Annotated in this window: 11 protein-coding genes; 6 read left to right on the top strand and 5 right to left on the bottom strand. The window is 54.1% G+C overall.

Features of this window, described 5'->3' with window-relative positions:
• Positions 1-136 precede the first annotated feature (136 nt).
• Positions 137-2,284, bottom strand: a complete 2,148-nt coding sequence (locus ACF2JD_RS14250; RefSeq protein WP_440987650.1) for a prolyl oligopeptidase family serine peptidase — start codon at positions 2,282-2,284, stop codon at positions 137-139.
• A 183-nt stretch (positions 2,285-2,467) separates the two neighbouring features.
• Here ACF2JD_RS14250 and ACF2JD_RS14245 point away from each other — a divergent pair, with 183 nt between their 5' ends.
• The 3 genes from ACF2JD_RS14245 (at position 2,468) to ACF2JD_RS14235 (ending at position 4,735) form a co-directional block, all read left to right on the top strand.
• The gene (locus tag ACF2JD_RS14245; protein WP_139745260.1) at positions 2,468-3,727 is read left to right on the top strand and encodes an MgtC/SapB family protein; all 1,260 of its coding nucleotides are present in this window, start codon (positions 2,468-2,470) and stop codon (positions 3,725-3,727) included.
• Positions 3,728-3,806: 79 nt separating this feature from the next.
• Positions 3,807-4,397, top strand: a complete 591-nt coding sequence (locus ACF2JD_RS14240) for a sugar O-acetyltransferase (protein ID WP_111910500.1) — start codon at positions 3,807-3,809, stop codon at positions 4,395-4,397.
• Positions 4,394-4,735 (top strand): DUF1294 domain-containing protein, encoded by a 342-nt coding sequence (locus ACF2JD_RS14235; protein WP_440987649.1) that lies wholly within the window; start codon positions 4,394-4,396, stop codon positions 4,733-4,735. Before ACF2JD_RS14240 ends, ACF2JD_RS14235 begins: the two co-directional genes overlap by 4 nt.
• Before the next feature lie 100 nt (positions 4,736-4,835).
• Here the strand turns inward: ACF2JD_RS14235 and ACF2JD_RS14230 are convergent, their stop codons facing one another.
• Genes ACF2JD_RS14230 through ACF2JD_RS14220 form a run of 3 tightly spaced genes read right to left on the bottom strand, consistent with a single transcriptional unit; the run spans position 4,836 to position 9,424 of the window.
• Entirely contained in the window at positions 4,836-6,320 is a 1,485-nt protein-coding gene (locus tag ACF2JD_RS14230) for a diguanylate cyclase (RefSeq protein WP_440987648.1), read from the bottom strand.
• Entirely contained in the window at positions 6,317-7,768 is a 1,452-nt protein-coding gene (locus tag ACF2JD_RS14225) for an EAL domain-containing protein (protein WP_440987647.1), read from the bottom strand. Before ACF2JD_RS14225 ends, ACF2JD_RS14230 begins: the two co-directional genes overlap by 4 nt.
• Before the next feature lie 3 nt (positions 7,769-7,771).
• On the bottom strand, positions 7,772-9,424 hold the full coding sequence (locus ACF2JD_RS14220) for a response regulator (RefSeq protein ID WP_440987646.1): 1,653 nt from the start codon (positions 9,422-9,424) through the stop codon (positions 7,772-7,774).
• A gap of 403 nt (positions 9,425-9,827) precedes the next feature.
• On the opposite strand from ACF2JD_RS14220, the gene ACF2JD_RS14215 reads away from it, so the two are divergent.
• The 3 genes from ACF2JD_RS14215 to ACF2JD_RS14205 all read left to right on the top strand — a co-directional run bounded on the left by ACF2JD_RS14215 (position 9,828) and on the right by ACF2JD_RS14205 (position 11,410).
• Positions 9,828-10,517: a winged helix-turn-helix domain-containing protein gene (locus tag ACF2JD_RS14215; RefSeq protein ID WP_440987645.1), complete on the top strand. Its 690-nt coding sequence runs from the start codon at positions 9,828-9,830 to the stop codon at positions 10,515-10,517.
• Between the two features lies 1 nt (position 10,518).
• A complete protein-coding gene (locus ACF2JD_RS14210) occupies positions 10,519-10,977 on the top strand; it encodes a hypothetical protein (protein WP_234566987.1) in 459 nt (152 codons plus the stop codon).
• A gap of 220 nt (positions 10,978-11,197) precedes the next feature.
• Complete coding sequence (locus ACF2JD_RS14205; RefSeq protein ID WP_111910502.1) at positions 11,198-11,410, top strand: hypothetical protein; 213 nt, start codon at positions 11,198-11,200, stop codon at positions 11,408-11,410.
• A gap of 154 nt (positions 11,411-11,564) precedes the next feature.
• Here the strand turns inward: ACF2JD_RS14205 and ACF2JD_RS14200 are convergent, their stop codons facing one another.
• Positions 11,565-12,203: an FMN-binding negative transcriptional regulator gene (locus ACF2JD_RS14200; protein ID WP_440987644.1), complete on the bottom strand. Its 639-nt coding sequence runs from the start codon at positions 12,201-12,203 to the stop codon at positions 11,565-11,567.
• Positions 12,204-12,212: the final 9 nt, after the last annotated feature.

The raw sequence follows: 12,212 nt of genomic DNA, 5'->3' as shown, positions 1-12,212 counted from the left end.
GGCTGTACAGGCCCCAAAACGGGCAAATGGCGAGACAGGGATGGTCGCGCCCGCCTGCCCCACCACAGAAAAGGGCCCCGCAGGGCCCTGGTCTCACGGGGCGACCGGCAGTTACCGGTAACCCATCTCGCATAAGTCATGGTTGGCGCGGCAGTTGTCGGTAACCCATCTCGTACAAGGTGAAGGCATAGATATCCGCGCTCTGCTCGATCAGCTTGGCCACAGGCGTGCCCGCCCCGTGCCCGGCATTGGTCTCGATGCGGATGAGCTGGGGATGGGGGCCGGCGTCGTCGGCCTGCAGGGTGGCGGCGAACTTGAAGGAGTGGGCCGGCACCACCCGATCGTCGTGATCCGCCGTGGTCACCAGGGTCGAGGGGTAGCTGACCCCGGGCCGGACGTTGTGCAGGGGCGAGTAGCCCTTCAGATAGTCGAACATGGCCTCGTTGTCGGCGCTGGTGCCGTAGTCGTAGGCCCAGCCCGCCCCGGCGGTGAAGCTGTGGTAGCGCAGCATGTCGAGCACCCCCACCGCCGGCAAGGCGACCCGCACCAGATCCGGGCGCTGGGTCATGACCGCCCCCACCAGCAGGCCGCCGTTGGAGCCGCCGCGGATCGCCAGCCGGTCGGTGCGGGTGTAGCCCTCGGCCTTCAGGTACTCGGCCGCCGCGATGAAGTCGTCGAACACGTTCTGTTTGTTCATCCTGGTGCCCGCCAGGTGCCAGGCCTGGCCGTACTCGCCGCCGCCCCGCAGGTTGGCCACCGCATAGACGCCCCCCAAATCCAGCCAGTTGGCCACCGACACGCTGAAGCTCGGGGTCAGGCTCACGTCGAAGCCGCCGTAGCCGTAGAGGATGGTGGGGTTGCTGCCATCGAGTTTGAGCCCCTTGCGGTAGCTGATGATGAGCGGCACCCGGGTGCCGTCCTTGCTCCGGTAGAAACGCTGCTCAGAGACGTAATCCGCAGGCTTGAAGGGGGCTGCCGAGGCGCGATAGAGGCTGATGGCCCCGCTCTTTGGCTCGAACTGGTAGAGGGTGGGCGGCTGGGCGTAATTCTCGAAGCCGAAGTAGAGGGCGGGATCATCCTGCTTGCCGCCAAAACCGCTGACGCTGCCAAGGCCTGGCAGCGCCACCTCGCGTACCCGCTTGCCTTCGTAGTCAAACTGCTCGACCCGGGCGGTGGCATCCACCATGTACTCGGCGAACAGGTAGCCGCTACCGCTGTGCACCCTCAGCACCTGCTGGCGCTCGGGGATGAGGTCGCGCCAGTGCTCGGGGCCCGGGTTGTCGGCCTCCACCCTCACCAGCCGGCGGTTGGGGGCGTCCCTGTTGGTCAGCAAATAAAGCGTGCCGCCCTTGTTGTCCACCAGGCTCACGTCCGCATCCAGATCTCCCTGCACCGTCAGCAGCGGCGCATTCTCCTTACTCAGATCCTTCACATAGAGGCGGTTGCCCGAGGTGGAGTTCGCCGCAGAGATGAGCAGGAAGCGGTCATCCTCGGTGACGCTGGCCCCCACGTAGCGGTGCTGCTGGGCCGGGATGGCGCCGAACACCAGCCGGTCCTCCTGCTGCGCCGTGCCGAGCCGGTGGAAATAGAGCTTGTGCTGATCTGTCCTGGCCGACAGCTCGCTGCCATCCGGCTTGTCGTAGCTCGAGTAGAAGAAGCCCTCGTTGCCGAGCCAGCTGATGCCGCTGAACTTCACGTCCTTGAGGGGCGCCTCCAGGGGCTGTTTGCTCTCCACGTCCATCAGGTGGATCTCGCGCCAGTCGCTGCCGGCCTGGGACAGGGAGTAGGCCAGGATGCGGCCGTCGCGGGAGAAACTCAGCTGATCCAGCGCCGTGGTGCCATCGGGGCTCAAGCGGTTGGGATCGAGGAACACCTCCGCCGGCTTGCCCGGCAGCTGGCGCCACAGCACATTCTGGTTCTGCAGGCCGTCGTTCTTGAAGAAGTAGTGGTAGCGCCCCTCGCGAAACGGCGCCCCCTCCTTGGCGTAGTTCCAGGAAGAGGCCAGCTTCTCCTTGATGGCGGCGCGAAACGGAATGCGGGCGAGGTATTCCTGAGTCACAGCGTTCTGGGCCTTGACCCAAGCCTCGGTCTCGGGGCTGCGATCGTCCTCCAGCCAGCGATAGGGATCGGCCACGGCCTGGCCGAAGTAGTGATCCACCTGCTCGCTCTGGCGGGTGGTGGGGTAGTGAAGGCGCGCTTTCCCTGACATGGCATCCTCTCTGGTTGGCTGGCCGCTGCAGCCACTCAGCAGTGACAGGGCCAGCAGGCTGACAATGGCTCGCATCGAGGCGGCTCCCTGCGGTTTGGGTGAAGCGGGCAGGGTAACAAAGAGTGCCAGGTGGCCCAACCCCCCAGGGGGGCCCCTCGCCTGTGCAGCCAAAGCCTGCGCCCGCTCTGTGAGCCAGCTCCCCCTGCTGGCGCACCGTCTGTGCCATCCTGACAGGGAGAGCAATGAGAGGAGAACCCCATGTGGATCGAGGCGGAGCCCGTCTACGGCGCCCTGGTGTCACTGGCCATAGGGCTCATCATAGGACTGGAGCGGGGCTGGCAGGTGCGCCAGCTGGGGGACAACCAGCGCATCGCCGGGATGCGGACCTATGGTCTCATCGGCCTGCTCGGCGGCGTCTGCGCCCTGCTGCTGCCGACCCTGGGTGCCTGGTTGGCCCTGCTCGGCCTGCTGGCTGTGGCGGCTGGCTGCGGCCTCTCGGTCTGGCTGGCTCAGCGCTGGCAGGGGGAATTTGGCCTCACCAGCTCGGTGGCCATGGTGCTCACCTACCTGCTGGGGCTGATGTCTGTGCTGCAGAGCCCGAGCGAGGCGGTGGCCTGCGCCGTGCTGGCGGCGCTCTTGATGGGGCTCAAGGGCCAGATCCAGCAGGGCATGCTGTTTTTGAGCGAGACAGAATTTCACGCCACCCTGCGCTTCCTGCTCATCTCCCTGGTGCTGCTGCCGGTGCTCCCCGACGTCGAGATGGGCCCCCTCAACGCCTTCAACCCCTTCAAGATCTGGCTGATGGTGGTGGTGATCGCCGGCATCTCCTTCTCGGGCCACTTCGCGGTGCGCCTGCTCGGCACCCGCGCCGGCCTGGTGCTCACCAGCATGCTGGCGGGGCTCGCCTCCTCCACCGCCCTCACCCTGCAGTTTGCCCGCCTCAACAAGGAGCAGCCGGGGCTGGAGCGGCTGCTGGCCACCGGCATACTGCTGGCGGGCGCCACCATGTGGTTGCGACTGCTGGTGCTGGTGCTGCTCATTCACAACGAACTGGCCATGCGTCTGGCCCTTCCCCTGCTGCTGCTGGCGGCCATCGTCTACGGCTTCGCCTTCTGGTTCTGGCGCCAGCGCGAGGAAATGACCGACAACCCGGTACAGCCCGAAACCCGCAATCCGCTGGATCTCGCCACCGCCATCAAGTTCGGCCTGCTGCTGGCCCTCATCGGCTTCATGGCCACACTGCTGCAGAGCAAGGTGGGCAACTCCGGGGTCTATCTGCTGGCGCTGGTCTCCGGCATCACGGATGTGGACGCCATCACCTTGTCTCTCTCCCAGCTCTCCCACAAGGAGTTGGCCCTGGAGGTGGCGGCCCGGGCCATTCTGCTGGCCGGGCTGGTCAACTCCCTGGTGAAGGGGCTGCTGGCCCTGGTGATCGGCGGCCGCCGTCTGGGGCTGAGGGTCATGCTGCCCTACCTCCTCTCCGTACTGCTGATCCTGCCCCTCCTCTGGCTGGGCTGACCTGGTCATCAGGGATCCCCTGACGCCGCCCTGCCCGTCACGTATACTGGCGCCTCTTGGCACATGAGAGGAGGTGAGCATGGCAAGCGACTGGGACAAGGTACTGGCGGGAGGCGCCCTGAACAGCCAGAGCGAGGAGATAGCGAACGACCGCATTCGCGGCCAGGCGCTGCTGGCGAGACTCAACGCCACACCGGCGGGGGATCACCAGGGGCGCCAGAGCCTGTGCGCCGAGCTGTTCGGCCACTGCCCCGACTCCTGCTGGATAAGCTCCCCCTTCATCTGCGAATTTGGCCGCAACATCCATCTGGGGGAGAAGACCTTCTTCAACTTCAACGTCACCATACTGGACGTGGGCGAGGTTCACATCGGCAGCCATGTGCTGCTGGCCCCCAACGTGCAGATCTACACAGCCACCCACACCATGGACTATCTGGAGCGCCGCAACTGGACCGCCTACAACAAGCCGGTGCGCATCGGCGATGACTGCTGGATTGGCGGCGGCGCCATCATCTGCCCCGGCGTCACCATAGGGCCGCGCTCCATCATAGGGGCAGGCGCCGTAGTGACTCGGGACATACCGGCGGACTCATTGGCCGTGGGCAACCCGGCCCGGGTGATCCGCACCCTCAGCCCGGACGAGCCCCGGGATCCGGCACTGCTGTCATGATGGCCCTGGCCCTGCTGCCCCTGATCTGGACCGCCTGGCTCGGCATTGAGGGGGCCAACTGGTGGCCGCTGGCCTTGGTCACCACCATGAGCCTGCTCACAGTGCTGGCCTACGCCCACGACAAGCGCCAGGCCATTCGCGGCGGCTGGCGCGTCCCGGAATCCCGCCTGCACCTGCTGGAGCTGCTCGGCGGCTGGCCCGGCGCCCTGGTGGCCCGCCACTGGTTACGCCACAAGACCCAGAAGGGGAGCTACCGCCTGGTGTTCTGGTTTATCGTGCTGCTGCACCTCAGCCTGTGGGGGCTCTGGGTCAGCCGGCCGCTCTGGCAGGGGATCTGAACAAACAGAAAGCCGGAAGGGGCCACAGGTTGAGGTTCTGGGCCATCCCCCTGGGCCAGCATGTATTCGGGATCTAAGCCGCCCGCTCTGGCCGCAAACATTACGTAGAGAGGGCTGCGCTGCACGCCGTGTTGATGTCAGTGCAAACCGGTGACCCGTAGAGGGGTTTGGCCATCAATAACGAATGTTCCCCGTTGGCCTCCAGCATGACGTTGTTTTTGCCGTTTCGCTTGACCTGATAAAGCAACTTGTCTGCGGCATTGACGCTGCTGGAAATATCTCTGCCCATTCTGACCAGGCCGCCGGAAAAGGTAACATTCAGGCCGGCGTCCTGGATGACCACGGGGGAAGACCACAACCGCCTGACAATATCCAGCATGCTGTTCTCATCGACACCGGTACGATACAACACCACGAACTCTTCCCCTCCCCAGCGGCACAGAAAATCATCACTTCTGGTGTGTTTCCTGAGATGATTCACGAATGCAACCAGTACTCTGTCGCCCATATCATGGCCATAGGTATCATTGACTGCCTTGAAGTTATCTATATCCATCATCAGAACATATGAATATCTGCCATGGTGTTTCGCATTATAAATGGCTTTCCGGCTATAGGCCCCCGTCAATCCATCTCTGGATTGCCTGTCTCCCCAAAACATTATCAGAATATAAATGACCGACATCAGGATTAATATGACCTGAAATGTGTAAATAAATCGGTGGGTTGATACGATGGCCTGCATGAAATCAAAATAACCATACTCCCATAACAGATTAAAACGTCTGGAATCGAGCAATAAAATCTCTTTATTGAAACAAAGTAGATATTCACTACAGGCACCATTCATATCCGTGATTTTGAAGTTTGTCGGTTTGAGCACATCTTCAGTATCAAAAAACTTTTCGAAAAGAACCCTTGTCCTCAGGTCAAAGCCAATAACCCCGAAATACTGGCTGTTTAATTGATAGGGGAACAGCAAAGAAATGATATCGTCATTTGATAACAGATCAGTATACTGGTTTGTCACATAGGGGTTGGTGCTGCACACTGAACCAGAGTCTGAATCAAAACATGCATTAAAACGTGTCCAATAGTCAGTTTTTTTGAAATCCTTATCCAATGGATGGAGATGGACCGGAACTGGTACTTGCTGCTCTGTCAATCCAATGATCTTGTAGTCATTGGTAATCAAGTAAATACTGCTGACAAGGCTGCTATTCAACAACATGCCGTATGGTGCAAGCCATTGTGCCTCCCTTGTATGCAGAACCCGGTTTGACTCCAGTTCGCCACTGTAATTGTTATAGACAAAATATTGATAGTTACCTTTTTCATTGGCATAGCTTTTAAAAAAAACATTCTGGTCTTTATATGCATCAACATCTTTTATATTGTCGCCATGTAACAAGGAGTCGAGGTCAAATGCCGACATATCAAAATACAACTGCTCGACAATATCAAAATCGAATTTTGCATGAGCATTGAATATGGTTTTTATATATAAATAAGACAACCATGAAGATATAATCACCGCGATTGAAAAACTGGCGACAATATAGTTCCTTTTAAAATCAGCATTCATGACTGCAGCCTCGGCAAAGATATTATGTCAGATATGGGTATAGCTTTGCTCCACAGCCAGCCTTGCTGAAAATGTACACCAGACAAAGCAAGCAAGCTGGCTTGCTCAGCCGTCTCGACACCTTCTGCAACTGTCTTTGCATTAATGCTAACCGCCAGAGAGATGATATTTTTCAATATATTCATACTCATCTTGTCGGTGGCAGCAAGATCAATGAATGACTTATCTATCTTTATGTAATCAAAAGGGATTTTTTGAATATTGCGCAACGTGGAATTACCAGTGCCATAGTCATCTATCGCCAGTTTGATGCCAGCCTGGCGCAGCGCAGCAATATTGGAATATACAGTATCGGTATAGACAATGGCTTCCCGCTCCGTGATCTCCAGCATCATCACTATATTGCCCGGCTTGAATGAACCGATAAAATCGACACAATCCTGCACCAGGTCGTTAGCACCGAGATGGGTAGCACTTATATTGAAGCCAACCTTGAAGCCTTCTGGCAGATGCGGTGCAATCTCAAGCAGTTCATTTTTCACCCGTACAAATAATTGTTTGGTGATGGTAACTATCAATCCTGAGCGTTCAGCAACACAGATAAAATCAACTGGATAAACAATGCCTTTCTTGGGATGAAGCCATCGCAGCAAAATCTCTCCACCGATCACTCGACCATCTGTTGATGAGACAACCGGTTGCATATACGGCTTCAGTTCATGATGGATGATAGCTTGCTTCAGCAAGTACTTCTTGAAGGCATAGGCTATCTGATGCTGGCCGCCATGCATGAAAAAATAGATGCCCGCCATCATAGAGACAATCACCAAGCCCATCATTGAGCCTGCAGAGAAGCTCGCATGGGGGGATCTATTGCCGAGCTGAAGGGCGATATATGGACCAACCAGATCGGTATGGCCATTGGCTTGATTGACGTTGATATAATGATGAAGATGCTCATTACCATCCCCCCGCATGACCATGAATGCCAACAAATATTGATGCGTCCAAGCCTGATGAGCGAGGGGCTTCATCTCGACTTGAATAGTGAACTCCTTATCAATATTGATATAGTTCAGCACCATATCGACATTGCGGTCAGATATGCTGGTGGGGGTGCCCGCTGAATGCGATTCGTCATGATGATGTGATGAACAATAGGGTTGATTGTTCTTGAGGAATGTCAGGCTATACAATAGAGGATGCTTCATCACCATAGAGAGCAGTTCTGACTTCACTGATGGATCACAGTTTCCATCCACTTTACTACCGAAAACACTGAACATCTCCGTCATCAGCAGCATCTGCTCACTCAACATGGCCTCATAGTCGCCTTCCGTAAGGACAGGCATTGAGTGAGGCTTATTCGCGGCGAATATATATGTGATCAACATCAGCAACAACGTGATGGACAGTATGTTTTTTCTGTTTTCGATAGAGAGTTTCATACCCTAAGCCCTTTTGTGCTCTGTATGCTGCTTGGCGACCAAAAGTATATTTTGATAGTTTTTATGTTGCTGCTGCGGCAACGACATTATGGTAGATACTGTGTTGTCACAGGATTCAATAAGACTTAACACTTCCATCTTGTTCAGCATTCTTGGCCATATCATCCCAAGCAGTTCAATTATTCTGAGAGCAACCTGCTGCAAGTATGGGTTCATTTGATGAAGCTGTATCAAGGTCGCAAGTTCTTTCTGGGGTTGCCGCGCACGATGTAACAGAGACGCATCGTATTTTTTCTGATAAAGCCTCTTCTGGCTGGCATGCCTCATATCCAGTGAATGCAGCATGATCATGCAACTTTTCGATACCAACAGGCCACCTATATTCAAAGACGCCTCGGATGCTATTTGAAAGTTCTCTTTATATAGAGCATCAAACATCAACAGACTGCATATTTTGCATAGGTGATAACGAGTGTAAAAGTCGATATTCACATCGGCCTTCATCACTTTATAAAATAACAACATGGCTTTGCCCAGCTCGCCACTCAGGATGCTGGCATGAATATATAATACTTCTACGCTCATTTTTTCATCTGGCGAGGAAGTAGAACCGTATAGCGTGAAAATAAAAGACTCTATCTTTCTAAGATTATTGTGCCGTGCAGAACTATAATCTTCTTCCTCGATTGAAAAAAGCATGGCTCTGATGACATTAAGAGAGGATATTAGATCATCTCTGAAAGTACCTTTGCAGCATGCTCGATAGACGGTGTATCGCCGCTCCGCATTGATATAATCACTTTCGGAAAGGCACAAGTTTGCAATCACCAGCTCTCTGTCAGGGTTTCCTGGAGCGAGAGTGGATGCCAGCGAGAGATGAGAAATTGCTTCTGGAATATTGTTTTTATATATTTCAAGTTTGCTCATCACACTCAATTCTGGCAACGCTGATACTGTATTGTCATTGTTCGTATGTGTCATGATGGATTCCACTTCATCATAATCACCCAACTCGACAAGAACGTTGCAAAGCTCAATCTTGATCCAGGCATCGGCGTGTTTATTATAGAGATCCCTGTATAGCTCTTGCGCTTCATTATATTGCCGTAATGACTGCAAAAACTGACCTTTAAATTGATTCACCAGCAGTTGATCGACATTGTCATTACTGAGCAACTCATCGCACAAGGCAATACCGGCAGCAGCATCATTCTGATGGTCCAGCTCATAAAGTGCACGATACTGGCTTCTTTTACTCAGCGCCCCCCTCAATCTGCTTTGTAATTGCTGTTGATTGAATGGTTTCAAAATATAGTCATCCGGTCTCAGCTCTATTATCGAACTGACAATAGTCTTGGATGATTCTCCGGTGATCATGATAAAGACATTATCAGGCCCCAACAATCGACCATGCCTTATCTCTTCCAGAAGCTGTTTGCCGTTTAGGCCATCACCCAAGTTGTAATCACATATGATGACATCATATTTTTTCAATTTGATACAATTGAGCGCAGACTTACCCTCTTTTGCATAATCAATGCAGTTATCCGAAAAACCCATGGATCTCAACATGGTTCTCACTACCGAGATAACAGCCTGTGCATCATCAATAATAAGCACATTACGCTGAGAGAATGTTAAAGTGTATGCGCCCATATCAAAGCCCCGAGTATCAAATCATGCATGCCTGTTTCATTTATATAAAATGAATCTATAGCGATTATCTACATAACAAATAAGCATATGGATAAATTTTCTCCACACCATGGATTGCCGACATAGGTGATGCTAACATCAGGACCCTTCTGCCCTGTAGGCAAGTAGGGATAAATAGGAATTACTAGCAACTTGGCATTTCGCCTGTCACTATTTGTTACTAAAACCCCCTATATCCATGACTAATAGTCATGCCCACCTCCTGTGGTAAAGGTGGAAACCATATATACTAAGCCATTCATATTGTGAGTGTTCTGCTGACCGTGGTTAATTGGCGGTGATCACGATGTTAAATGTAAGCGTCTATAGATAACGCAATGTATCTATAATTTGGTGTAATGACATGAACCCATCAACTGAACTTGCGTTGGATGCGAACGGCAACAACGTCATGGTTATCGGCCCTGCTGGTGATTTGCTTTTTGATGTAACGCTGTCCATCGCGGAAGTAAGAATCGTTTCTGCACTCTTCGCAAAAAAAGGCACCGTCATTGAGAAGGAACAACTTATATCGATAGGCTGGTCTGGCAAACCGGTCAGCTCGAGCGCACTGACAGTGGCAATCAGCAATATCAGGAGTGCGTTGAAAAGTGCTGGCATTGAAATAAAAAATATCCCCAGGCTCGGCTATGTCATGAACCTTGCCGACGCTCATGCAGTGCGAGAAGAGGCAACTCAGGAAGAGAAACAAGAGAGTAGTAACACAGGCGATGACCCTATGTTAGGTGAAGAGCATCATGGTGAACAACATGTTGCAAATGCGGGTATGGTGCCTTGCGTCTCCTCTCGCGTCTGGACATGGCAGTTCAAGCCGATAATAAAAAACCTGATGTGGTTTTTCATTTTTTCTGCCGCAGCCGCATTCATCATATCAACCTTGATGGTTTATTTATATGAAGCCTCGCCAACCGTCTGTGTACCAAAGCAAGATGTCATTATTTGTACCAGTGACGATCCCGACTTCCACTTTTCCAGCATGCCCATAGAGTTCGATATCGAATCATTCATACGCCATGTACTCGAGGAGTCCTAAATTGAGAGTAAAACTAACCAAGGTTTTCTCCACGCTGGCCATGATGTCCATTTCATTGCTGCTATTCGGTATTGCAAATGGGGCAGGCTGTAATTACAAAGTGGAGGGCATTGATGAACAAAATGGGCGAGCATACAAAGGAACTTGCCAACAAGGAATTTTGACATATTATGCATTGGACAAATATGAACGCCGCCTGACGAAAGGACTCCAGATCAGCTTCCTCAATAACATCGTCATCTTTAAATTCTATCAGGACACGACACCGCTGATGGACAAGCATCGCTACCTGTCGATGCCAAGTACCAATATACTGCAAAAATTCCGCGTATCTGATCTGCACGTAATGATGAATGGGAAACGAGTCATGGTATTTACCTCGTCCTTCCCGGAAAGAAAACTGCTCAAGGTTAAAATCAATGGCTATCTCAGCTTCTCAGACCGGCTCCATATAGCCTGACCATACTTTCAAGGGAATATCCTAGCCCCCATTGACGGCAGGCATAGAGCCCTTGAGAACATACATGTTTCTTTGCTGCATATTAGCCGGCATGGCGGCTCTCAAATCCAGCACTCTCAATGGACGATATTTTCACATCCAGTGTATTCCGTTGATATGACGGCATCCGGTGCCGATAATGCCCATGGAGCATAGGGCTTGAAACAACAGGGAGTCATTCATGAGTCTGTGGACAGGCATAGTCCTGATCGTCTTTATCAGCGTGCTGTTCGGTTATCTTGGCAAACGCGCCCGCTACCAGCTGGGGGATGCCCGCATCACGGATCGCCTCGGCAAGCAGGATCTCATCATCAAGGAGTTGCAGGAGCGGGTTGCCAACCTGGAGGCCATAGTGCTGGAGCAGGAGAAGCGCCGCCCCTTCGACGAGCTATAGGGATGCCGCCGGGCAACTAGCAGAAGAGCAGCGCCCCGCACAGCCCCCTGACGAAAAGCCAAGGCAGCAGGGGCGGGAGCGGGAATAAAAGCAACGGCAACCAAGGTTGCCGTTGCTTTTATTCACTCAAACCCCAGACTCTGGGGCGGCACGGCTAGTCTGCTGCAGGCGGCATGGCCTCTTGCATGGCATTGGCCAGCGCCTCCCCGTCCCGCTCACGGGCCCCCTGGATGGCGCCCTCCCTGTCTTCTTTCTCCTTGTTCTGACTCAGCTTGAACTTGCCGACCAGCTGGTCGATCTCGATCTCTATGCCCACCACAGCCTGCACCATGGCCTCGATATAGTCTCTGGGCGCGTCCGCCATCTTCCAGGGAGCGGGCTCGGCAGCCTCCTGGGTGCGGGTCAGGGTGGCGAGCAGGCGACGCACGAAGCGGGCATCGTCCCGCACTCGGATGCGACCGTGGGCGTGCACCACGGCATAGTTCCAGGTGGGAACCTGTTTGTGGTGCGCCTGCTTGCTCGGATACCAGTTGGGGGAGATGTAGCCCTCGACGGCCCTGAAGATCACCAGCACCTCCTGCCCTTCCTTCACCTCCTGCCAGAGCGGGTTGTTGCGCGCCACATGGGCCCGCAAGATCCCATGCTCCCCCTCATCGGCATCGAACTCGAACGGCAGGTGATTGGCATCCAGCCCCTGGGGGCCCTGGGTGACCAGGGCCCCCAGGGGATAAGCGCGCATCAGCCGATGCAAAGAGGCGGGATCTGTGGCTTCGAAATGGGGTGGCAGGTACATGCAGGCTCC

Origin of the sequence: Aeromonas ichthyocola (genome assembly GCF_046087985.1) — a bacterium.
In the GTDB taxonomy this organism is placed as follows: Bacteria; Pseudomonadota; Gammaproteobacteria; order Enterobacterales; family Aeromonadaceae; genus Aeromonas; species Aeromonas rivipollensis.
The sequence above is the reverse complement of the archived record's forward strand: the minus strand, read 5'-3'. Positions and strand labels throughout refer to the sequence as shown.